This window comes from Megasphaera sp. MJR8396C (genome assembly GCF_001546855.1).
Lineage (GTDB): Bacteria > Bacillota > Negativicutes > Veillonellales > Megasphaeraceae > Megasphaera.
Genome location: NZ_KQ958206.1, coordinates 193,445 through 214,906 on the forward strand (window position 1 = coordinate 193,445; position 21,462 = coordinate 214,906).

22 protein-coding genes are annotated in these 21,462 nt (G+C 48.9%); 18 read left to right on the top strand and 4 right to left on the bottom strand.

What is annotated here, in order from left to right; translation table 11 throughout:
• Positions 1-16: 16 nt before the first annotated feature.
• The 3 genes from rbsD to fucO all read left to right on the top strand — a co-directional run bounded on the left by rbsD (position 17) and on the right by fucO (position 4,056).
• Positions 17-412 (top strand): D-ribose pyranase, encoded by a 396-nt coding sequence (rbsD, locus tag HMPREF3201_RS09985; protein ID WP_062412917.1) that lies wholly within the window; start codon positions 17-19, stop codon positions 410-412.
• A gap of 306 nt (positions 413-718) precedes the next feature.
• The gene (locus HMPREF3201_RS09990; RefSeq protein WP_062412918.1) at positions 719-2,662 is read left to right on the top strand and encodes a sigma-54-dependent Fis family transcriptional regulator; all 1,944 of its coding nucleotides are present in this window, start codon (positions 719-721) and stop codon (positions 2,660-2,662) included.
• Positions 2,663-2,904: 242 nt separating this feature from the next.
• Entirely contained in the window at positions 2,905-4,056 is a 1,152-nt protein-coding gene (gene fucO / locus HMPREF3201_RS09995; RefSeq protein ID WP_062412919.1) for a lactaldehyde reductase, read from the top strand.
• A gap of 125 nt (positions 4,057-4,181) precedes the next feature.
• Here the strand turns inward: fucO and HMPREF3201_RS10000 are convergent, their stop codons facing one another.
• Positions 4,182-5,060, bottom strand: coding sequence for a LysR family transcriptional regulator (locus HMPREF3201_RS10000; RefSeq protein WP_062412920.1), 879 nt, complete (start codon positions 5,058-5,060; stop codon positions 4,182-4,184).
• Between the two features lie 178 nt (positions 5,061-5,238).
• Between HMPREF3201_RS10000 and HMPREF3201_RS10005 the strand changes: the two genes are divergently transcribed.
• From HMPREF3201_RS10005 to HMPREF3201_RS10015, 3 genes are all read left to right on the top strand, one after another.
• The gene (locus HMPREF3201_RS10005; RefSeq protein ID WP_154253922.1) at positions 5,239-6,612 is read left to right on the top strand and encodes an MATE family efflux transporter; all 1,374 of its coding nucleotides are present in this window, start codon (positions 5,239-5,241) and stop codon (positions 6,610-6,612) included.
• A gap of 133 nt (positions 6,613-6,745) precedes the next feature.
• Positions 6,746-7,021 carry a hypothetical protein gene (locus HMPREF3201_RS10010; RefSeq protein ID WP_062412922.1) on the top strand — a complete coding sequence of 92 codons (276 nt, stop codon included), beginning with the start codon at positions 6,746-6,748 and terminating at the stop codon, positions 7,019-7,021.
• A gap of 12 nt (positions 7,022-7,033) precedes the next feature.
• Complete coding sequence (locus HMPREF3201_RS10015) at positions 7,034-7,519, top strand: hypothetical protein (RefSeq protein ID WP_062412923.1); 486 nt, start codon at positions 7,034-7,036, stop codon at positions 7,517-7,519.
• An 85-nt stretch (positions 7,520-7,604) separates the two neighbouring features.
• Here HMPREF3201_RS10015 and HMPREF3201_RS10020 read toward each other — a convergent pair whose 3' ends face one another.
• Positions 7,605-8,096, bottom strand: a complete 492-nt coding sequence (locus HMPREF3201_RS10020; RefSeq protein ID WP_062412924.1) for a hypothetical protein — start codon at positions 8,094-8,096, stop codon at positions 7,605-7,607.
• Between the two features lie 281 nt (positions 8,097-8,377).
• Between HMPREF3201_RS10020 and HMPREF3201_RS10025 the strand changes: the two genes are divergently transcribed.
• From HMPREF3201_RS10025 to HMPREF3201_RS12070, 7 genes are all read left to right on the top strand, one after another.
• Complete coding sequence (locus HMPREF3201_RS10025) at positions 8,378-9,205, top strand: SDR family oxidoreductase (RefSeq protein ID WP_062412925.1); 828 nt, start codon at positions 8,378-8,380, stop codon at positions 9,203-9,205.
• Between the two features lie 46 nt (positions 9,206-9,251).
• Positions 9,252-9,824 (top strand): nuclear transport factor 2 family protein, encoded by a 573-nt coding sequence (locus HMPREF3201_RS11670; protein ID WP_062412926.1) that lies wholly within the window; start codon positions 9,252-9,254, stop codon positions 9,822-9,824.
• 178 nt (positions 9,825-10,002) lie between these two features.
• A complete protein-coding gene (locus tag HMPREF3201_RS10035) occupies positions 10,003-10,584 on the top strand; it encodes a helix-turn-helix domain-containing protein (protein ID WP_062412927.1) in 582 nt (193 codons plus the stop codon).
• Positions 10,585-10,755: 171 nt separating this feature from the next.
• On the top strand, positions 10,756-11,178 hold the full coding sequence (locus tag HMPREF3201_RS10040; protein WP_062412928.1) for a type III secretion system chaperone family protein: 423 nt from the start codon (positions 10,756-10,758) through the stop codon (positions 11,176-11,178).
• 240 nt (positions 11,179-11,418) lie between these two features.
• Positions 11,419-12,117 carry an alpha/beta hydrolase-fold protein gene (locus tag HMPREF3201_RS10045; RefSeq protein ID WP_062412929.1) on the top strand — a complete coding sequence of 233 codons (699 nt, stop codon included), beginning with the start codon at positions 11,419-11,421 and terminating at the stop codon, positions 12,115-12,117.
• Between the two features lie 323 nt (positions 12,118-12,440).
• Positions 12,441-12,764 (top strand): DNA-3-methyladenine glycosylase I, encoded by a 324-nt coding sequence (locus HMPREF3201_RS12065; protein ID WP_255353918.1) that lies wholly within the window; start codon positions 12,441-12,443, stop codon positions 12,762-12,764.
• 53 nt (positions 12,765-12,817) lie between these two features.
• Positions 12,818-12,979 (top strand): DNA-3-methyladenine glycosylase I, encoded by a 162-nt coding sequence (locus tag HMPREF3201_RS12070; protein ID WP_255353919.1) that lies wholly within the window; start codon positions 12,818-12,820, stop codon positions 12,977-12,979.
• Positions 12,980-13,106: 127 nt separating this feature from the next.
• On the opposite strand, the gene HMPREF3201_RS10055 is transcribed toward HMPREF3201_RS12070, so the two are convergent.
• Complete coding sequence (locus tag HMPREF3201_RS10055) at positions 13,107-14,807, bottom strand: hypothetical protein (protein ID WP_062412930.1); 1,701 nt, start codon at positions 14,805-14,807, stop codon at positions 13,107-13,109.
• A gap of 435 nt (positions 14,808-15,242) precedes the next feature.
• Between HMPREF3201_RS10055 and HMPREF3201_RS10060 the strand changes: the two genes are divergently transcribed.
• From HMPREF3201_RS10060 to HMPREF3201_RS10075, 4 genes are all read left to right on the top strand, one after another.
• Positions 15,243-15,656 carry a hypothetical protein gene (locus HMPREF3201_RS10060; RefSeq protein WP_197408290.1) on the top strand — a complete coding sequence of 138 codons (414 nt, stop codon included), beginning with the start codon at positions 15,243-15,245 and terminating at the stop codon, positions 15,654-15,656.
• A gap of 193 nt (positions 15,657-15,849) precedes the next feature.
• On the top strand, positions 15,850-16,491 hold the full coding sequence (locus HMPREF3201_RS10065) for a TetR/AcrR family transcriptional regulator (RefSeq protein ID WP_062412931.1): 642 nt from the start codon (positions 15,850-15,852) through the stop codon (positions 16,489-16,491).
• Positions 16,492-16,524: 33 nt separating this feature from the next.
• Positions 16,525-17,565, top strand: a complete 1,041-nt coding sequence (locus HMPREF3201_RS10070) for an aldo/keto reductase (RefSeq protein ID WP_062412932.1) — start codon at positions 16,525-16,527, stop codon at positions 17,563-17,565.
• 341 nt (positions 17,566-17,906) lie between these two features.
• Positions 17,907-18,251, top strand: a complete 345-nt coding sequence (locus tag HMPREF3201_RS10075; RefSeq protein WP_062412933.1) for a hypothetical protein — start codon at positions 17,907-17,909, stop codon at positions 18,249-18,251.
• A 236-nt stretch (positions 18,252-18,487) separates the two neighbouring features.
• Here the strand turns inward: HMPREF3201_RS10075 and HMPREF3201_RS10080 are convergent, their stop codons facing one another.
• Entirely contained in the window at positions 18,488-20,425 is a 1,938-nt protein-coding gene (locus HMPREF3201_RS10080; protein ID WP_062412934.1) for an OPT family oligopeptide transporter, read from the bottom strand.
• Positions 20,426-20,676: 251 nt separating this feature from the next.
• On the opposite strand from HMPREF3201_RS10080, the gene HMPREF3201_RS10085 reads away from it, so the two are divergent.
• Positions 20,677-21,459 carry an electron transfer flavoprotein subunit beta/FixA family protein gene (locus tag HMPREF3201_RS10085; protein WP_062412935.1) on the top strand — a complete coding sequence of 261 codons (783 nt, stop codon included), beginning with the start codon at positions 20,677-20,679 and terminating at the stop codon, positions 21,457-21,459.
• Positions 21,460-21,462 lie beyond the last annotated feature (3 nt).

Consider the following 21,462-nt stretch of genomic DNA (forward strand, 5'->3'; position numbering starts at 1 on the left):
GAAAGGACGTGTTGTTATGAAGAAAAAAGGGATTATCCACGGCCAGCTGGCCGGCGCCTTAGCCGCCCTGGGCCATAAAGATCGGTTTCTCCTCTGTGATGCCGGAATGCCGATTCCCAGTGGCGTTCCCATTATCGATTTGGCTGTCGTAGGCGGCGTACCGACCTTTCGCCAAGTCTTCGACGCGATCATGGATGAAATCGTCGTCGAACAGTATACGCTGGCTGAAGAAATCAAAAAGACCAATCCGGAAATCTTGGGCCACCTGCGGGATACCTTGAAGGGGGCTGAAGAAGATTTCATTCCTCATGTAGATTTGAAAAAAGAATCAGCTCATGTTAAATTTGCCGTACGGACCGGTGAATTTTCCTACTATCCCAATGTCATTTTGCAGGCCGGCGTCTGCTTTTGATTAGAAGATAAAGATACTCCGAAACCGATAAGTTGAAAGAAGCCTCCTAGAGTGAAACGACCTCCTAACGTTAGACTTAAACATCTAACGCTGTGAGGTCGTTTTTTTTACTATAGGATGGGATAATATCGTCGTCTAACCTGTATTAACAGGGAGTTGCCCAGTGGTTCCGCCATTATGGTTGGTCAATCGATGCTGAATTTGCTCATGCTTGAAAGGTACCAGGTGTTTAAAAGGAGGGAAGGGTGGTAAAATGGATATAAGGATACACTGGATTTTTTTATAGGCAAAGGAGTTATTGTAGTTATGGATTTACAAGAACGGAAAAAAATCTGGCGTCGCTTTATCGAAGAGGGCGTCTTGAGCAAGGGATTACCGCCACTCATTGCCCATTCGTGGAAAGAGTGCCGCCAGAAAGGAATCGACCCATGGCACCGGAAAAATCTCCCCGTTGATTTAGCGCATCTAAATAGAATCCGCCAAAAAAACAGATTATTGCTGCAAGTGGCGGAACCGATCATGCAAAGTGTTCATGAAATTGTCCGGGAATCGCACTCGCTCTTAGCCTTAATGGATAGTACTGGCTGCGTGCTGCGTACGATTGGGGACGACACGATTTTACAGCATTCAGAAAATATTTTTTTCCATCCCGGTTCTGTTTGGCGAAATGACTGTGTTGGTACGAATGGACCGGGGCTTGCCCTGGAATATGATAGGCCCATACAGCTTGTCGGTGCCGAGCATTATTGCGCTGACCAGCATAACTGGAGCTGTTCAGCTGCGCCTATCCATGGCAATGGCGGACAAGTGATCGGCGTGCTGGACCTTTCCGGCAGTGCCGATGCAGCTCATCCTCATACCTTAGCCTTGGTGGTAGCCTGCGCCTTTAGTATCGAACAGACACTGCGTTCTTATCACCAGAGCCATTTCATGAAGGCGGCTGCCGACGGTTTGCAAGAATCGATTCTCCTTTTAAACGATAAATTAACCCTGCGCTGGGCCAATGCGACGGCCTATCGTGAATTGGGCTTATCGCATGGCGAGTTGTCGGCCCTCGATTTCCGCCGTGTCCTGCCGCAAATCGACTGGTCGGCCATGAATTCCCAGGCAAAGAGTGATAGTCCGGTCTATATGGATGATCTTTGTGTCGTTTTACCGAAGAAAACATACCATTTCAGTGCCGCACTATCGCCAACTTGTGATGCTACGGGGCAAACCTATACGCTGGTTTTGCGGCGGCAGGAACACTTATTTCGCTCCGTTAACCGCGTGGCCGGCAATCAGGCGACGTATACCTTTCAAACGATTTATACGGACGATTCCTCCATGCAGGAAGTCATTGCCGAAGCCCGTCAGTATGCTCACTATGACAGCAGCCTCCTCATTGAAGGGGAAAGCGGAACTGGTAAAGAACTCTTTGCTCAGGCCATCCATGCCGCAAGTCCTCGCTGCAAAGGACCTTTTGTTGCCGTAAATTGTGCATCGTTACCTCGCGATTTGATTGAAAGTGAATTATTCGGCTATGAAAAAGGTTCCTTTACGGGAGCACTTCGCGAAGGGAATCCCGGCAAATTCGAACTAGCCGACCACGGAACGCTCTTTCTCGACGAAATTGGGGAAATGCCCCTGGAATTCCAAGCCAAGCTGCTGCGGGCTGTCGAAACCCTTTGTATTCGCCGTATTGGCGGTAAAGAAGAAAAGAAACTCGATGTCCGCGTCATTTCGGCGACCAATCGCTGTTTGGAATCGGAAGTCGCGAAAGGAACGTTTCGCAGCGACTTATACTATCGATTGAATATTCTTAAACTATCCATCCCACCCCTCCGCAGCCGACCGAAAGATATCCGTTACTGTGCTAACCTGTTTCTGAAGCGTTTTAACAGTCGCTATCACGATCGAACCCGCCAACTATCGCCGGCGGCCTTGAAATCCCTGCAGGAATATGCTTGGCCCGGCAACGTAAGAGAGCTGCAAAATTGCATTGAACGAGCTTTTTATACCAGCTCATCGGCCGTTATCATGCCTCATGACTTATCGCTTCGGGACAGGCAGCAACCCGTTACGTCTCCCGTATTGAAGCATCATTCCAGGGATGACGCAGAAAAAACGGCACTTCTGCAGTGCCTGGAAAAATCCTTTGGGAAGGTATCGGTCGCGGCTGCTTCCTATGGCGTAAGCCGCGCGACTTTTTACCGCCTGTGTCAGCACTATGGGATTCGGCCTAAAGAAATCCGGCGCCGCCACCCTTAGCCTGCCCTTGAACTGTCTCATAAATCTCAAAATTCTCAAAAAGTCTCAAACGTCTCAAGATATTTGAGACTTTTTTTGCTTTTTCTGTTTTCATTTTTCCTGAAAAAAACGAGACAAAAAAATATATACGGCGTAACAGTGCCAATAGAAGGCCTTCATCCTTTTTTCTTTCTCTTATTTGGCATGATAATTTCATATAAATAAATGAAAATAATTTATACTCGTTGTAGGAGGAATGCTCTATGGCAAATAAGATCACTTTAAATGAAACTTCGTACTTTGGTAAAGGCGCTATCAATGAAATCGTCACGGAAGTGAAAGCCCGTGGCTGTCAGCATGTCGTCGTCATTACCGACAAGGATTTAATGAAATTTAAAGTAGCTACAAAGATTACCGATCTTTTCGATACGGCAGGCATCGCGTATACGGTTTATGATCAGATTAAGCCCAATCCGACGATTAAAAATGTTCAGGACGGCGTAGCCTTTTGTAAGGATGCCAAGGCAGATATCATCGTGGCTGTCGGCGGCGGCGCTGCGATGGATACGGCCAAAGCCATTGCCATCATTTTGACGAACCCGGAATTTGCCGATGTCCGCAGCCTGGAAGGGGCTTCGCCTACGAAGAACAAGTGCCTGCCGATTATCGCGGTGTCCACGACGAGTGGGACTGCTGCTGAAGTTACGATTAACTATGTCATTACCGATCCTGAAAAGCATCGTAAATTTGTCTGCTGCGATCCTCATGATATTCCTATCGTGGCGGTCATTGATCCGGATATGGTTGCATCTATGCCTAAAAAACTCTGTGCTGCGACCGGTATGGATGCGTTAGTTCATGCGATTGAAGGCTATATTACCAAGAACGCTTGGGAAATGACGGATATGATGCATCTGAAAGCCATTGAAATTATTAGCAAATGGCTGCGTAAGTCGGTTGAAGGGGACATGGAAGCCCGAGAAAAAATGGCGCTTGGCCAATACATTGCCGGCATGGGCTTTTCGAACGTCGGCTTGGGGATCGACCATTCCATGGCTCATCCGTTAAGCGCTTTTTATGATATTCCCCATGGTGTTGCTTGTGCCATCCTCTTGGCACCCGTTCTGACCTTCAATGCGTCGGCAACGGGGGAACGGTATCGTGAAGTCGCTCGGGCTATGGGCGTGGCTGATGTTGATACCATGAGTCAGGACGAATACCGCCAAGCTGCCATTGATGCCTGCCAGAAATTAGCTGACGATGTCGGTATTCCTCGAAAACTCTCTGAACTCGGCGTTCAGGAAAAAGACATTGATTTCCTGGCTGATTCGGCCATGGCCGATGCCTGCACTCCCGGAAATCCGAGAGACGTTGAAAAATCCCAAATTGTAGCTCTCTATAAATCAATCCTCTGATAGAGATACTGCTCTACACCTATAAAGACATTATAGGGCTCCCTTTTAGCGGACAGGCTGCATGCGTATTGCCTGTCTGCCTAAAAGGGAGTTTTCTTTTGGCCTGAAAGGTCCGTTTTCTGCGGCTATTTTTTCGGATAGAGGCGATAGACCGTTTCCAGGTATTTTTGGCTGGCCGGCGAAAAGGCGGGGTAGCGTTTCCAGACCAGGTAGTGGCTGGTGTTAATGGGCGGATCGAGGGGACGGAAGGCGACGGCCGGATCGATGGTCGGCGACAGGAGATCGCGGATCGTGAGGACCAGGCCCGGCGTGTAGAGGGTGAAAGGGACCGGCGTGCCGTTCAGAACGTTGTAGGTGGCGATGATGTCCAATTGGTCCGCATAGGATTGGGCCCAATCGAAGAGCATTTGCCGGATCCCTTCTCGTTGGGCGATGACCAGGGGGCGGCTGCAGAGGTCTTTTGGCGTGATGGCCGTCTTTTGGATCAAGGGATCGTCGTTTTTCATGAGCAGGCCCCAATACGAGGCGTCGGGCAGGGGATGGGCGTCGTAAGTGGCCCTGTTCGGTCGGTCGAGGAGGACGATGAAATCCAAACTGCCGTGATCGAGTCGTTCGGTGATGTCGGGAGCGTCACCGACGTGGAAGGAAAAGCGGATTTTCGAATACTGCTGATGAAGGGCCGACGCGGCTTCGAGGACGCATTGGCGCGGCGTGCCGCCGATGGCGACGGTGCCGCTGATATCCTGGTCTGTCGAGGCGATTTCCTGTTCCGTTTTTTCGAGGAGGGCAACGATTTCTTCAGCTCGTTTTCGCAGGAGTATCCCATCGGCCGTAAGGGTGATGCGTCGTTTGCCCCGAATCAACAATTGTTTTCCCAGTTCCGCTTCCAGTTCCATCAGCTGTTTCGAAAGAGAAGGCTGGGCAATGTGCAGGGTTTCGGCGGCGCGAGTGATATTCTGTTCCCTGGCCGTAGCCAGAAAGTAGCGTAAGACGCGGATATCCATGAATGAAGTCTCCTTTCTGTTTAAGGCTCATTGTAGCATGATGAATCATTCTTGTAAACTATGGTAATGATAGATTATAGGTCTTTGCTATGTATCCTTAGCGGCACTATAATGAGTGTCGTTAGGAGGAGACCCACCATGGAAGAAACAAATACGACGCATGGCGTCCATCAAAAAAATGTTTAAAATAGATATGCTGCACGGTTCGCTTTGGGATAAGATCCCTCTGTTTGCCCTGCCGGTAGCAGCAACTGTTATTTTGGAACAACTGTTCCTGGCTTCTGATTTGGCCATCGTCGGTCATTTCAGCGGGGCCGACAATACCATTGCTGTCGCCGGCATCGGAGCTAATATTCCGATTATCGGATTGATACTCAACCTTTTTATCGGAATGGCCCTCGGCGTCAACGTCGTCATTGCTAATGCCATCGGTCGTAAGGACCGACTGACGGTAACTCATACGGTACATACAGCCGTCGTTATGGCCCTGATCGTCGGCGTCGCCGTAGCCCTCTTGGGAGAGGGCATAGCTGCACCGCTTCTCGATTCTCTCAACGTACCGGATGACGTCTTGCCGTCAGCAGTACTCTTTTTACGAATTTATCTCTTAGGACTGCCGGTCATCATGCTTTATGACTTTGAATCGGCCATCTTCCGCAGCGTCGGCGATACGCGCATGCCCTTAAAGGTACTCATTGTGTCGGAACTAGTGAATGTCATTCTCTGCCTGTTCTTCGTCGCTGTCCTCGACCTGCACGTTGCCGGGGCTGCCCTGGCTACGGTGCTGGCTAACGCCGTCAGTGCCGTCATCCTGTTTCGCCTGTTGATGCGGCCTCAACGCTATATTCAGCTTCAGGTTAAAGCCATCGGCATTCACTGGGACTGCGTCCGCTCCGTTGTCGCCATCGGCCTTCCGGCCGGTGTGCAAAGCGGCGTCTTTACCTTGGCCAACATCGTTATCCAGGCAGCCATCAACAGCTTGGGGACGAATGCCATTGCCGCTTCGGCTGCTGCCTTTAACCTCGAAATGATAACCTACGACGTCCTCAATTCCTTTAGCCAGGCCTGCACGACCTTTGTCGGCCAAAATTACGGCGCCGGCCAGCTCGATCGCTGCCGCCGCATTTTCAAGATTGCTCTCGTCGAAGACATCATCGCCTCCGTTGCCGCCGTTTTCCTGGTTTTCTCTTTCGGCCCCTTCCTGTTATCCCTCTTTTCTCCGGATCCGGCCGTCATTGAACTCGGCATGCTTCGTTTGAAGATGATCTTCTTTGCCTATGTGTTCACCGTTTTGTATGAAAATATGTCCGGCTATATGCGCGGCTTCGGCATTTCTTTACTGCCGGCAGCCGTTACGACCGTCAGTATCTGCGGCAGCCGTCTCTTTTGGATTTTTGCCGTCTTTCCCCAGTACCACGACTTTTACTGGATCATGATGGCCTATCCGGTCAGCCTGGCCGTCACCGCGGTTTGCATCTTTGTACTGCTCTTGTGGTATCGACCGGCCCACCGCTTTGGTGGAACCTCGCAAAAACTGGCCTATCAAAATTAACATCACGCCAAGTTACGGAGTCACAACGAAGCCCCTATAGGATTGACATGGAAACTTCTAGCAGGAATATATAATTTTATGTCGAAACTGTAATATATAACTGTTATTGTGTTTTTTTATAGGAGGTTGCGTTGTGAATCTTTTTAAGAAAGCCCTCGTCATTGGGGGATTAGGCATGAGTCTCGCCTTCAGTTTGGGTGGTATCGTACCGACGACCGCTGTTTTTGCCATTGATGCCGATGAAGCGCAGGATATCGTATCCGATATGTACCCCGGTGTCATGATTTATGGCCTCGAAGTGGTAGAAGACGGCTACCAGGTACTCTTTCATTCCCAGCGGATTGGACCGAGCAGCGTCACCATCAATGAAGATGGCGAAGTCGTCGATGAAGATGTCCATTACCGTTAAGGGGGAAGTTCAATGAAAACGAAATTATCTATGTTACTGGGCCTGATCTTTTGTTTTGCCATGACTCTGTCGGCCTTTGCTTATTCGCCAATCTCATATATTGGGAACGGTCACATTGCTATTGGCGGTGTCAGCTTGACTTCGACAGAAGCTTACGTCCAGTCTATTTACGGTGAGCCCGATAAGGTTTCTTATGAGTACGATCCGGTTACGGTTGATACGGTTCATATTGCCAATTATGGGAATAGTTTTTTTATTACCTATAATCGTAAGGGCGGTGTCCTGGAAGTTCGGACGACAGCCAATAATGGTTTAAAGACGCCGGCCGGCTTTTCCGTTGGTCAGGATATCTCCATGGTCGCCGATTACTTTAGCCCCTCTGAACTGCGTAAAGGAGACCATGCCTACTTTTGTAATGGAAGCTGGGAACAAAACATGAGGTTCAAATATAATAGCAAAAAGAAGATTTCTGAAATTTCCATTAATTGGACACCTTGAGGTAATTATAAAAAACTTGCACAAAATACTGTGCAAGTTTTTTTGTTGATCATTCAGCTAAATTACGATTCTCGGTAAAAGGTCTTTAAAAATCAGTTCCCAGGTAAATATCGGTAATGATGCCCTTTTTATTTATGGTAAAAACAATGGCACGTTGACCGGGAAGGTCGTAAAGGTATTTAACCTTCCCTTTTTCGACGTATCGTTGACCGGGCCCATACATTTTCTCAACAGTGCTGTAAGGAACGCCGACGGTAATGCCCGAAGGGGTAGAGAGATTATTTGCTTTTACCGTATATCCGACGACAGGGAATTCATCTTCCGGTATGGCATTCTTCGTCCAGGTTCTGCCCGTGACTTGATACGAGGGGCTGTAGTAATAGGCGACGCCGCGGACTCCATCGGTATTGAACCATCGTTTAGACTTGGGTTCTCCATAAATACTTTTGACATATCCTAAGGTGCAGTTAGGGCCGACGCCTCCGATATACGCTTCGGACAGGGGATAGGAGTGGGCAAAGCAAGGTAAGGCAAAAAATAAAGACAGAACGAGGGTTAGCATCAGTTTTCGGGGCATCGTGAACATCTCCTAGATTTTGACTAAAAATAATAATAAAATTGTAACATTATCTTTATTGTAGCATAGACAGGGGTTAATTGTGAATGTAAAATCGAAAGAAGAAGACCTGCTTGTGCTTAACATAAAACACATAAGTAAAACTTATGGAATGGACGCGTAAGACGAATTGTTATTGCGCGTCTTTTCTTGTATGATAGGGATGTAAGTTGCAAGACACCCTGTAGGACAGAAAATTTAATATCAATCGTGAGGATTTTAGTAGATAAGGAGTGACGTATATGAAGCGCAGTTGGTTGATTACCGGTGTATCCAGCGGATTTGGACTCGAAATGACGAAGCAGTTGTTAGCCAAGGGGGATACAGTTATCGGCACAGTTCGCAAACCGGAAGCCGTCGCCGATTTAGTCAAGGCCTATCCCGATACCTTTGACTGTCGACTCCTCGATGTACGAGATACGGATGCGGTACGCCGCGTCGTCGATGAAGCCTTTGCCAAACACGGCCGCATCGACGTCATCGTTTCCAATGCCGGTTACGGCTTGTTCGGTGCCGCCGAGGAACTGAGTGACGAACAGGTGGACAGCATTCTGGCAACCAACTTGCGGGGCTCTATTTCTTTGATTCGCGCATCCCTGTCATACCTTCGTAAACAACAGGGCGGCCATATCATTCAGATTTCTTCCTATGGAGGTCAAGTGGCCTATGCCGCTAATTCCATGTATCATGCCACTAAATTCGGGATTGAAGGCTTTTGTGAATCCGTAGCCCAGGAAGTGGCTGAATTCAACGTCCATGTCACCATTGTAGAACCTGGCGGAGCCCGTACGGAATTCCGCTACGGCAGTGCGCAGGTCGCAGATTTAATGCCTGAATACGATCACGTACACGGGTTCCTCAATATGCTCGACCCGAAAAAGGGGCTGGCCGTCGGCGATCCGGCCAAGATGGCTGCCCGCATTATTGAAAGCGTCGATAAGAAAGACACGCCGCTTCATATGGTGCTGGGGTCACAGGCACTGCAGGCGACGATTGAGCGCCTCGAAGAACGGTTGGCGGCCTATAAGAGACAGACCGAAACAGCTGCTTCAACCGATATCGTAGAATAATAGAGAGTTACCTTATAGCTTTTGTAAATAGACAAGGAGAAACGAGATGATGAAAAAAAGTATCTTAGTTATCGTTTTAATCGCCTTAGGGGCGACGGGATTTTTCTTAGCCAAGGAACCGACACCACAGCCTTCCGCCGTAAAAACCGAAGCTACGGCCGCTGCCAGCCAGAATGCGAATGCGACGGCAGCTAAAGACGGCCAGTCTCGCCAAGTAGACATGACCAACGCCATGAGCAAACCGTCTGAGTATACTGCCGAAGAAATGGCCGTATATGACACGTACCGCAAGTTTTATACCTATAAAATCAATCAGAATATTCAGGGCTTGAATACCATCCTCGATCCCGACTTCCACTTAGTCCATATGACCGGCTATAATCAGTCCAAGGACGAATGGCTGAGCCAGGTCACCGACGGTCAGATGCGTTACTTTGGCGATACGGAAGAACGGGTCATCGTGAAGGTCGATGGTGATAAGGCAACCCTGCAGTCGCGCAATAAAGTCGACGCCCGCATTTACGGCAATCGCCGCGTTTGGAACTTAGAACTCAACTTTGACATGGAAAAACGAAATGGCCAGTGGATCATTTTAGAAGCTGTGGCCCACAGCTATTGATTGAAAAAAGACAGGTCCATTTCCGATTTTATAGAAAAAGCCAGTGCCTTCGGGGCTGGTTTTTTGCTGTTTGCATCGAATCCTCTTTTGGCGAGGGACGTACTCTACGCTGCGTAGGTAGTATTCTTTCTGGATTTAGCTTAAGATAGTCGTAGCAACAGAAAGGAGTACTATGACTATGAACTATATATCAGGCACGATGGTAAAGGAACTGCGTGAAAAAAGAAAACTGACGCAAAAAGACTTGGCGGAGAAATTACGAATCAGTGACAAGACGATTTCGAAATGGGAGACCGGCAAGGGCTTGCCGGATATTACCCTGGTCACACCCTTAGCCGAGGCTCTCGGCATTTCCGTGGCAGAACTCTTTGCCGGCGAATATGCCATTAATGACAACCGCGCGGGAAATGTGAAGAAGCTTAAATTTTACGTCTGTCCCATTTGCGGCAATATCATCACCACCTTTGGTGAAGGCGATTATAACTGCTGCGGTGTCAAACTGCCGGTACTTACCGTGGAAGAGGCCTCTTTCGAACATCAAATTAACTATGACATGATCGAGCATGAATTTTTCGTTCACATCGATCATCCCATGACTAAGGAACACTATATTTCCTTTATAGCTTATGTGACGGCCGATCGCTATACCCTGGTCAAACTGTATCCCGAACAGGAGGCCCAGTGCCGCTTCCTGAGCCGGGGCCATGGCTTTATCTATGCCTACTGCAATCGCGACGGCCTGTTTAGGATAACCGTCTGAGTAAATCGATTTTATAATCCCTGACCTCCTGAGGGCAGACCTAAAAAGTCAACCTTGGAAGGTCTTTTTTTAGGGGAATTTGTATATATATTTACGACTCTGTGTTATTTGTGTTATGATAAAAGAAGCAAAAAGTTATGACACGTATTTATTTTTATCATGGAGGTAAAGATGAGCAAACTGGATTTATTTAGAGATCATCTGAATGAAAGAGAATATCGTTACCGTGAGGCTGCCGATGATGCGGGAAAAACGCGGGCCTTTATTGCGCAACACGAGATTAAAGGCGATAAGTTAGTTACCGTGATTTTTGAATTTTCCCAGGACGAGGCTTTTGTAGACCTTAGCATTTTTGATATTGCCAAGATAGAAGATGCTTCAAAGCGAGAAAAATTATTGGAATTGATTAATGAACGTAATATGTCATATCGCTTTGGCAAGTTTTTCGTCAGCGATGATGGCAATATTGTCATGCGATGGTCCCTGTTTATAAAAGATCACTTCGATCCCGCTTTTCTGCTGGATATGGCTTTTATGCTCGTCGGCAATGTAGAAGAAGAATACCCTAAATTTATGAAACTTCAATGGGACTAACGATAAAATGCACTTCTTAATAGAAGTGCATTTTTGACTATGTTTCCACCGACGCGGCTTGTGTAAGGTTCCTGTCTAATAAAATCGGTTTTACCGTCCTTGCCCATCGAGAATGAAGATTCTTGGTGGGCTTATTTTTATTTGTTATAATGGTAGGAGATATTGACGGCATACTTGCTCCGTTTAAGGGGCTGCGCCTGTAAAAACGCTGTTATTCTTACTAGGAAGGGAGAAACTCCATTGGTAAAGCATGACTTTGACATAGGGGAAAAGAAACTTACGTTATATGCAGCCGCCGAGGCCAATCGGCCGTTGGTGGTGATCCATACCTTTGATGGGGACGGGGGAAATATATGGGCGAAAATCCAAGCCTTGGGACAGGATTTCCAGGGGAAGGCGGCAGCGAATGACTTTAATTTACTCGTCGTCTGTATCCCCGATTGGGATCATGCCATGACGCCGTGGAGTGCTTCGCCTCTTTCCAAAAAAGACGCTCCTTTTACGGGAGGTGCCGATCAGCACCTTGAATGGTTACGAGAAGACGTTCTGCCAAAGGCACAGGATTTAATCGAAGGCACACCGATACACACGGGTATTGCCGGCTATTCACTAGCTGGCTTATTGGCCCTGTATGCCCTCTATCAGTGCGATGTATTCGACCGGGCAGCCTGCATGTCAGCCTCGTTCTGGTTTCCGGGATTTGTAGACTTTGTACGTCATCATGACCTGGGCACTGTGCCGAATCGACTTTATTTTTCCCTGGGCGATAAAGAAGCCAAGACTCGGCATCCCTTGCTTAAGACTGTAGAGACCTGCACCGAAGCGATGGTAGAACATTTTAAAGGCCTTGGCGTCGACGTAATCTTTGAAATGAATCCGGGGAATCATTTTACCGATGTGGAGCAGCGGATTGCCAAGGGAATTATGGCGATTATATAGTTCCCTTGCTTTCCTTGTAGTGGCGGCACCGCCGCTTTTTGCAGGGAGTGTTGTTCTTGGGGTAAGAGGGATATGAAATATCTGTTTATGGGTTTTTGTGAGATCCGCGTCAAGCGTCATCAAAGGGGATATCGGAAGTGGGCAAGGTTGTATCCGAGCAACCTCGACAGAGGTTAAAGAGGGCGGTACCCGAATTTGATGGGTCGTGACGTAGCGAAAAGGAGCGATGAGACGATGGGTTATTGCGAGTGGGCAAGTACAGATCCGCTGAATACACAGTATCATGACAGTGAATGGGGGTTCCGGTTCACGATGATCGGAATATGTTCGAGCATCTGACGCTGGAAAATCTCCAGTGCGGCCTCAGTTGGCTGCTCGTGATGCGCAAGCGGGACATTTTTCGGCAGTGTTTTGATAACTTCGATTACGACAAGGTTGCTGCCTATGATGATGACGATGTGGAGCGCATCTTGAATACGGACGGCATGATTCGATTTCCACGAAAGACAAGGGCCGTTATCAGTAATGCTCAGTGCTGTGCCAGAAAATACGGGACGAGTTCGGAAGCCTGTGTGACTATTTCTGGAGCTTTACCGGCGGCAAAACGATTCTCTACCAAGGCCATGCCAAGGGGCAGATTCCCGTAAGCAACGGCCTGTCGGCTAAGGATCAGTAAGGATCAGTAAGGATCAGTAAGGATCTGAAGAAACGAGGCTTTAAGTATGTCGGCCCGGTCACCATCTACTCACACCTTCAGGCCTGCGGCATCATCAATGACCACGATGCCGAATGCCCGCGCCGCCAGAAAGTCATAGATGAATATCCGACAGTGACGAAACGAAAAAATGAAGAAGTCTATTGATAGAAAGAAAACACCGTGAGTTCTCAGAACTCACGGTGTTTTTCGTACCTGCTGTCACTGCTTGGAAGGCGAACTACTTCCAGGCGACAGCCTCATTGCGTCTTATGGTGTTGTTTTATGCAGCCTTCTAATTGTTTTGTCGAACGAAGGTGGTCGTATCGAATATACCCTGCAATTCAAATCGATCGGCTGTCTTGAAGGTTAATAAGTCGGAACTGGCACCGGTGACGCCCGAGATTTCTATGTGTAGTGTCCCCGTTCCGTTGCGGGAAATATAGACTTCACTGGTGGTATAAGTATGTGTGCTGTCTTGCCCCTGCGGTCGAAGAATTTTCATCGTTCCGTCTTTATTGATGACCCAGGTGTAGCCGGTGGGAGATCCCTGTTGTTTCCAAGAACCGATGAGAACCGCACTCGGCTCAGCTTTGAATTCAGTGCCCGAGCTGTCGAGATAGCTAAGATTGCTGATATTTCCCGTATACGTATACTTCATACCGTAGTATTTGAGTGTACCATAGATTGTTCTGTACGTTGGGGCTCCGGTTTTGTTAAGATAGGATAGTTCCGTTTTGCGGCGCTGTTCATCGTATTTTGTCTCGATGGCGGCGACATCTGATGTTTCATCCTTGCTGAATGGATAGGCCGTGGGCTCGCCGTTTCGATAGAAGATGTCCTTACTGATATTGCCCTTATCGTCATATTCAATCTTTACTTCGTCAGGTCCCTTGGCGCCGTAGATCTCAGGGGAAACGCTTTGTCCGTCCGTACCGATAAATTTCAGGTTGTTGACCCGATCCTTGTCGTCATAACCGATTTCAATGGCGGCTACACCTTTGAGATCTAATTCAGACGCGGAAGGCTGACCGTCGATGCCGAAGAAACTGATTTTGACAGGCCCGCTGTGCTTGTCATCATAGGTATACTTCGTTTCGGCGCTGCTGAAGAATATTCCTTGACGGATGAGGGACAGATGATTTTGGAGAATATCACCCTGATCCAGTTGAATATAGACCTTTTTTAAGGCACTGCCGTCGAGTTCACCCGTTTTATTGAGCAGTTTTTTGTCGATGACGCGCCCGTCTTTGTTGAATTCATAGGCGATGCGGGAATATTTCATTCCATTATCGATGGGCGTCCCGTTATGATCTCTGATTTCAAAGCCGATAAAGACGTCGGGCTTTTCTTTGTCATAGAGGAAGCCCAGTTTATTAGCGCCCCACAGGCCGGTGGTTTTGCTGCCGTTTTTATCCAGGTAGCTGAGCTCTGCGATCTGGCCCTGTTTCGTATATGAAATCGCAGCCTGGGCTAAGTCACCGTAGGCCTTGTTGTTTCCGTCGCTGTCATAGTAATAAATTCTTTCGACTTTTCCCTTGTTTTCTCCATCCTGGGCAATCTTATAGCGGACAGCTGCTTCACCGTTGGCACCTAAGCCTTTATCGCCAGTCGTCTTTTCATAAGACTGTTTAATGTATCCGTCCTGACTATAGTCGACGGTAACCTTACTCATGGTGGCAAAGGTTTCGTTCCCCTCGGCGCTTTTCCAAGGAACATCGATGGGGATGCCTCCGGACATCGAGGTAATCTTGATTACCTTGTCTTTGGTGGCTTCTTCTTTGCCGAGTTCAACATAATAATAGATGCCGCCGTCTGTGGCTTTGTCATCGTCCACCTTGTCCTTGATGACGAATTCGCCGTTGGCCTTGATGGCAGCATTTTTGTAATAACCTGTTGTCAAGGTGTCACTGCTGCCGATACCGCAGCCAACCAGCATCAAAGAAACCAGGCAGACCACTAGGACCCCTTTCCAGTACTTTACATATTTGTTCATTTCCTATATCATCCTTTCTTACTGTATATATGTATAGCATGAAATATATTACAGTATAATAATATCATTTGAGATATAATATGGTCAATAAACGCATAATCTTTGTAAAATGGCGAATATTCAATAAAAAGATAACGAAATGATGGTAATAACGTTACATAAAGGCGTTTTTGGGGGATTTCAACGAAAGAATAGATGATAATCAGAGAATTCGGGAGGGGGATTTACCGAAAATTGGATTGCGATTCGCTTTTTATTGTAAATAATATCGTGATATAATTAAAATAAATATGAAACTTTGATACATACGCGGCAGTAACTTGAATATATAGTATATTGATTTAAGATGAGACCCTAGATCGAGTTCGAGACAACGAGGCTTTACAAGTCGGGTGAGGCTCTTGTGAATACAGATTAGAAAGGAAGTATGTGATAATGGGATTATTTGATGCCATGAAGGGCGGCTCTTCGGATAAGAACGAGATGCGGCCCAGTCCGGTGCGGGAGTTTTTGGGGCAGGAATTGTATGCAGTCGATTGCCGCGGGGCCAATCTTTACGTCCATGAAAAGGCCGTCGTCATCGATAAGACTGGCGGCGGATTATGGAATCTCGGGGATAATAACTTCAAGGTCATTCCCTTCAAGTCAATCGTAGCCGTCCAGGCCAAGTTGAAATCGACGCTGCTGAGCGGATATATCGAATTTGAAACCGCCAACAGCCCTTTGAGCACTGGCAGTGATAAGGCCGAACGGGGCAGTGAAAACAGCGTCATCTTGAGTGGGACGGAAGAACGATATCAGCAGGCCAAAGAGGCGCTGCAATATATCTTCGATCATATTTGCAAATAAAAATGGAATTTATCATACTGGTTGGGACCATGGTGAAAAGGCGATTCACTATGGCCCTAACCTTTTATATACGACAAGTTTTATATTGACACGGTGTCATTTATGATCTATAATGTAAAAAAGAACGGACGGGAAGCTTGAATTATCATCGAATCGTTCTTATAAACACCTAATTTTGAAGGGGGGCTATCCCATGCCGAGGGTGTCAGCGCATTATTTGCAGGAACGGCGAGAAGAAATCATCGCGGCCTGCGCTCGTCTTTATGAAACGATGAGTTTCAAGGACATCACCATCAAGGAGATAGGGAAGGCGACGTCCTTTACCCGGACGTCCATCTATAACTATTTCAGAACAAAAGAAGAAATCTTCCTGGCGTTGATGCAGCGGGAATATGAAGCCTGGACGGCAGATTTGAATGCCTTGGCAGATAGTACACCGTCTCTCACGCGGGATGGATTGGCTCAGGCCATGGCCCGCTCTTTGGAAAAGCGGAAGCGCCTGTTGAAGCTCCTCTCCATGAACCATTTCGATATGGAGGAAAACAGCCGTTATGAGAATCTGACGGCCTTCAAGTTCGCCTATGGGAATTCCATCAAGGCTGTCGACCGTTGCCTTATCACGTTCTGCCCGGAGATGACCGAGGCCGAGCGAAGCGAATTCTTGTATGCCTTCTTTCCTTTCCTCTTTGGGATTTATCCCTACGTCGTGGTCACGGACGAACAGCGGCGGGCCATGGAGGAAGGGCAGGTCGGCTTTCGGGAACATACTGTTTATGATATTACCTACCATTGCCTGCGAAAGCTCTTGGGGAGTGACGGCGCAGGGGAACGATAGAATCGCTATCAGACGTGAAGGAGGAATCTATTTATGGAATATACAAAGCTTGGAAATTCTGATCTTGAAGTATCGAGAATCTGCCTGGGCTGCATGGGCTTTGGCAATGCGGCAACGGGTCAGCACAGTTGGACTGTCGATGAAGATACGAGTCGGGGCATTATCAAACACGCTTTAGAGTTGGGCATCAATTTTTTTGACACGGCCATTGCTTATCAAAACGGGACCAGTGAGGAATATCTCGGCAGAGCCCTGCGTGACTTTGCCAAGCGGGAAGACGTCGTCGTGGCGACGAAGTTTCTGCCGCGCAGTACGAGGGAAATCGAAGACGGCGTAACGGGGCAGCAGCATATCGAACAGATGCTGGACTTGAGCCTTTCCCATCTGGGCATGGATTACGTTGACCTCTATATTTACCATATGTGGGATTATCAGACGCCGATTTACGATATCCTTGACGGGATGAACCGCATGGTCAAGGCCGGGAAGGTACGTCAAATCGGCATTGCCAATTGCTACGCTTGGCAGCTGGCCAAGGCCAATGCGCTGGCCGAAAAGGAAGGGTTTGCCCCCTTCGTTTCTGTACAGAATCACTACAACTTGATCTTCCGTGAAGAAGAACGGGAAATGGCCGGGCTCTGCGCCGAAGACGGCATCGCCATGACACCGTACAGTGCCCTTGCCAGCGGACGGCTTTCTCGTCGGCCCGGCGAAAAGACGAAGCGCTCTGAAGAGGACAGCTACGCTAAAGGAAAGTACGATCAGATGGCCTCGGCCGATGAAGGCATTATCGAACGCGTCGCTGAATTGGCAGAAAACCGTGGAGTGACGATGACCGATATTTCTCTGGCATGGCTGCTGTCGAAGGTGACGGCCCCCGTTGCCGGAGCGACCAAACTTCACCATGTAGAAGGTGCGGCACGGGCCGTAGACTTGAAGCTGTCTGCCCAAGAGATGGCTTACTTGGAAGAACTGTATGTAGCCCATCCCTTGGTCGGGGTCATGGCTCAGAACACGAAAGGGGCTGAAAAAGACGCCCAGGTTTGGATGAAAAACGCGCCTAAGGAGGCATAATTTCGATATATGGAAGAGAGGGCACGACGGAGCTTTTCGCTCAGGTCGTGCTCTCTTTTTTACTCGGATTCTTCTGTGAACGGGCTGTCCATCAGTGATGCAGTGTTTGAAGTTTGGCGGGAAGGCCTCGTTGTTGTAGATTTCTAAGGCTTTATGGTCAGTAGAAAAACGGATGGACCCAATGATGCGGCAAGGTGGCGGTTTTTTCAAGGCGGTGATTTCGATGTTCATATTTTGATAACCTCTTTGTGATAGAAAGTAAATATATGATATAATAAAATAAAACTAAACTATAACAATAGAAGCCGAGGCGAAGATCGTCGGTTGAAGGGAGCAAGGTCATGACGGGGAAGTGCAGTGTTTGCGGAAAGAAAAAGAAGGTCGTTCGATTTGACGGGAAGGTATGGTGCAAGCGGTGCGTTTGGCACGAACTGAAAGAACGCAGTGCGGTGGAAGTGAAAGCGAATGCCACTAAGGAACTGAAAGAGCGTGACGCCATGGAAAACAGGACGGCCGCTGAAGAACTGCAGGACATGAAGGATGCCGTAAAGAGCCTGGCTACCAAGCAGAATCTGATTAAAGTGGGCACCTGTGCCGTCGGTGTATTTGTAATCGGAATGATTGCTGTCCATTTTGGCGCTGACCAGATGGTCTATCACTGGCTTAATCCTTGGGCGCCGTTCTAAAGAGAAAACCGGTCATCGTGAGATGATCGGTTTTTTTATAGCATAAAAAAAGTCCCACCATGGTCCGCAGTACGTTTCCGCCTGATGCGTGGTGGGCTCTATCGACTATAGTATAGCAAATTTTTAAGGAAATATAAAATGTAAATATAATGACCTCCTGCTGTCATATCAACCTTTTTGGTCTGACTGCGGGAGGTCATTTCATTTAGTCTTTATTTAATTATCTTAGGCATTCGTTAAGCGTGCTTCTTGATGCGGCAGGCGACGCAGTAGATGACAGCGCACATGCCAAGGTAGGCCACGATACCGAGATAGGTGGCACCCGGGGTTGTGACCCAGTCTTTTAAGAACCAGTCGACGCCGCCGATATGGAGGACGGCGCTGATGAGGCTGCCGATGGCACCGCCGGCAACGAAGCCCGAGGCAATGGTGCTGCCTTCACTGAGGCGAAGTTCGTTTAAGGCTTCGTCTTTGCTGCTGTGAGAGACGAAGTACGATACTAAACCGCCGATGAGGACCGGCGTGTTGATTTCCATGGGGAGATAGGCGCCGAGGGCGAAGGCCAGGGGCGGGACTTTCATCATCCACAGGATGAAGGCAAAGAAGGCACCGGCCATGTACAGCGGCCAGGGAGCGGCACCGCCGTCCATCATCGGTTTGACGATGGCTGCCATGGCGTTGGCCTGAGGAGCTGCCAAGGCGCCGGGGCCGGTGTAGCCGTAGGCGTGGTTCAAGAGGAAGATGACGCCGACGGAGACGAAGCTGGTGACGATGATCGAGACAATCTGCCACTGCTGCATTTTCTTCGGCGTAGCGCCTGTGAGGTAGGCGACTTTGAGTTCCGACATGAAGTTGCCGGCAACGGCCAAGGTCGCACAGAGGAAGGCGGCCATGATGAGGATGGCGATGATGCCAGAACTGCCGCTCATGCCGGCGTTGCCCATGAGGACGGCCGATACGATGATCATGAAGATGGTCATGCCTGAAACGGGTTCATTCCCCGTAAAGGCAATGGAGCTGATGCCGACGACGGACAGCATGAAGGAGAAGATGATGATAATGACGCCGGCCAGGAGTGTCTGGGTAATGCTCTGCGAGCAGGTGACGTGGAAAAAGAGGATGAATAAGAGATCCATGGCCAAGGTGCCGGTGACGATTTGGCTCATGGGCATATCCTGCTGGGTCCGGAGAAGGTCCGTTGCCGACGTGCCGCTTGATGAGAACATATCCAGGGCGGCTCTTTTCATGACCCGTCCAACGACGCCTGACATGGAGACCAGACCGATGATGCCGGCCATGGCCAGCATGCCGATGCCGATGTGGCGGACGTACTGGGAGAAGACGTCGTCGATGGAAGCATTGGCTAAGAGGACCGACTGGCCGCCGATGGTCATGATGTGGTCACCGCCGAGATAGTAGACGACGGGGATACAGACGAACCAGGAGAAGAAGGAACCGGCAGCAATGATGGCCGCGTAGCGAAGGCCTGTGAAGTAGCCGATGCCGAGGAGGGCAGCGTCATTGTCGAGGCTGAAGGCTAACTTGTATTTGTCAGCTGCCGCCTGGCCCCAGGAGAAGGTCATCGTCGACAGGACTTCCTGCCACCAGCCGAGGGAGTTTAGGACGAAGTCGTAGGCCATGGCCAAGAGACCGCTGAAGACCATGACTTTGGCCTTAGACCCTTCGTTGCAGCTCAGGACTTCAGCCGCTGCCCGACCCGACGGGAAGGGATATGCCGCATCCATTTCTTCGCAGAAGTAGCGGCGGAAGGTCGTAGCCAAGAGGACGCCGAGGACACCGCCGAGGATGATGGGGATGACCATTTCGGCAAAGGATAGCTGACTGTCGAGCTGCAGGATGAAGAGGGCCGGCAGGATGAACATGACGCCGCCGATGATGTTGGTCCCGGCGCTGGCGATGGCCTGGATGTGGACCGTTTCAGGGAAGGCGTTTTTGCGCTTGAAGAGGACGGCCATGCCCATGGCGAGGACTGAGACCGGCGCAAAGGCGTCGACGGTCTGGCCGATTTTCAGACACAGGTAGCCGACGGCCAAGGCGAACAAGGCGGCAAAAAACAGCCCCCAGCCGATGACGTAGGCATTGATTTCAACATAGCTTTTGTCCGGTGCCATGGGCGGGGCGTAGCGCTGTTGTTCGGAGTTTGGTTCTGACATAATAAAAACCTCCTAAAAGTATAAAGTTCCATTGGCGAATCAAACGATTAACCCATAATAGACAGTTTAATTTTAGAAGAACCGCGTTCGTCTGTCAACGATGGCTTTACGAGATTTTTACGGAAAAAATTATATAATTAAAAACAATTCTTAATTGATAAATTTTTAAATATAGAGTATAATAGTGGACATAAGAGAGTCGCAATATGCGAATGCACTATTCTTACAGTCCTTATAAAGGAGGTTCTTCTATGAATATTGTAGTTTTAGTAAAGCAAGTTCCCGCAGTTTCCGAAATCGAAATTGCACAAGATAATAACCTGGTTCGTGTCGGTGCTCCGTCGATGTTAAACCCTGTTGACAAACACGCTATCGAAGCAGCTGTCGCTGTCAAAGACGCAGTAGGCGGCACGATTACCCTTATCACCATGGGCACGGCTCAGGCCGCGGAAGTCATGCGTGACGGCATCGCAGTCGGTGCTGATAAAGGCGTTCTCGTTTCTGATGAACGCATGGCAGGGTCCGATACGTTAGCAACGGGCCTGATTTTATCGAAGGCTATTGAAAAAATCGGCGACGTCGACTTGGTATTTACGGGCAAGCGCTCTACCGATGGCGATACGGGCCAGATTCCTCCGGCTGTCGCTCAGTATTTGAATATCGCTCTCGTTTCCTACGCCGATTCGGTCAGCGTCGAAGGCTCGACGATTACGGCAACTCGTGCCAACCACGGCGGTGTTGAAACGATTCAGGCTCAGGTACCGGCCGTCGTTTCGGTTACGGACAAGAGCAATACGCCGCGTTCCCCGAAAATCCGCGGCAAGATGGCTGCCAAAAAGGCTGTCTTCGACGTATGGCGTATCGAAGATTTGGGCCTCGATGCAGCAAGTGTTGGCAAATCCGGTTCGGCAACAAAAGTTACGGAAATGTTCGCACCGGAACCGAACCCCGTCGGCATTATGATCGAAGGTGACACCCCGGCGGACCTCGCGGCTAATCTCGTTAAAGATCTGACTGCCAAGAACTTACTGTAAGGA

Coding starts and splice junctions, on each gene's coding strand:
- rbsD (WP_062412917.1), top strand. CDS start 17: ATGAAGAAAAAAGGGATTATCCACGGCCAGCTGGCCGGCGCCTTAGCC.
- HMPREF3201_RS09990 (WP_062412918.1), top strand. CDS start 719: ATGGATTTACAAGAACGGAAAAAAATCTGGCGTCGCTTTATCGAAGAG.
- fucO (WP_062412919.1), top strand. CDS start 2,905: ATGGCAAATAAGATCACTTTAAATGAAACTTCGTACTTTGGTAAAGGC.
- HMPREF3201_RS10000 (WP_062412920.1), bottom strand. CDS start 5,060: ATGGATATCCGCGTCTTACGCTACTTTCTGGCTACGGCCAGGGAACAG.
- HMPREF3201_RS10005 (WP_154253922.1), top strand. CDS start 5,239: ATGTTTAAAATAGATATGCTGCACGGTTCGCTTTGGGATAAGATCCCT.
- HMPREF3201_RS10015 (WP_062412923.1), top strand. CDS start 7,034: ATGAAAACGAAATTATCTATGTTACTGGGCCTGATCTTTTGTTTTGCC.
- HMPREF3201_RS10020 (WP_062412924.1), bottom strand. CDS start 8,096: ATGCCCCGAAAACTGATGCTAACCCTCGTTCTGTCTTTATTTTTTGCC.
- HMPREF3201_RS10025 (WP_062412925.1), top strand. CDS start 8,378: ATGAAGCGCAGTTGGTTGATTACCGGTGTATCCAGCGGATTTGGACTC.
- HMPREF3201_RS11670 (WP_062412926.1), top strand. CDS start 9,252: ATGATGAAAAAAAGTATCTTAGTTATCGTTTTAATCGCCTTAGGGGCG.
- HMPREF3201_RS10035 (WP_062412927.1), top strand. CDS start 10,003: ATGAACTATATATCAGGCACGATGGTAAAGGAACTGCGTGAAAAAAGA.
- HMPREF3201_RS10040 (WP_062412928.1), top strand. CDS start 10,756: ATGAGCAAACTGGATTTATTTAGAGATCATCTGAATGAAAGAGAATAT.
- HMPREF3201_RS12065 (WP_255353918.1), top strand. CDS start 12,441: ATGTTCGAGCATCTGACGCTGGAAAATCTCCAGTGCGGCCTCAGTTGG.
- HMPREF3201_RS10055 (WP_062412930.1), bottom strand. CDS start 14,807: ATGAACAAATATGTAAAGTACTGGAAAGGGGTCCTAGTGGTCTGCCTG.
- HMPREF3201_RS10060 (WP_197408290.1), top strand. CDS start 15,243: ATGGGATTATTTGATGCCATGAAGGGCGGCTCTTCGGATAAGAACGAG.
- HMPREF3201_RS10065 (WP_062412931.1), top strand. CDS start 15,850: ATGCCGAGGGTGTCAGCGCATTATTTGCAGGAACGGCGAGAAGAAATC.
- HMPREF3201_RS10070 (WP_062412932.1), top strand. CDS start 16,525: ATGGAATATACAAAGCTTGGAAATTCTGATCTTGAAGTATCGAGAATC.
- HMPREF3201_RS10075 (WP_062412933.1), top strand. CDS start 17,907: ATGACGGGGAAGTGCAGTGTTTGCGGAAAGAAAAAGAAGGTCGTTCGA.
- HMPREF3201_RS10080 (WP_062412934.1), bottom strand. CDS start 20,425: ATGTCAGAACCAAACTCCGAACAACAGCGCTACGCCCCGCCCATGGCA.
- HMPREF3201_RS10085 (WP_062412935.1), top strand. CDS start 20,677: ATGAATATTGTAGTTTTAGTAAAGCAAGTTCCCGCAGTTTCCGAAATC.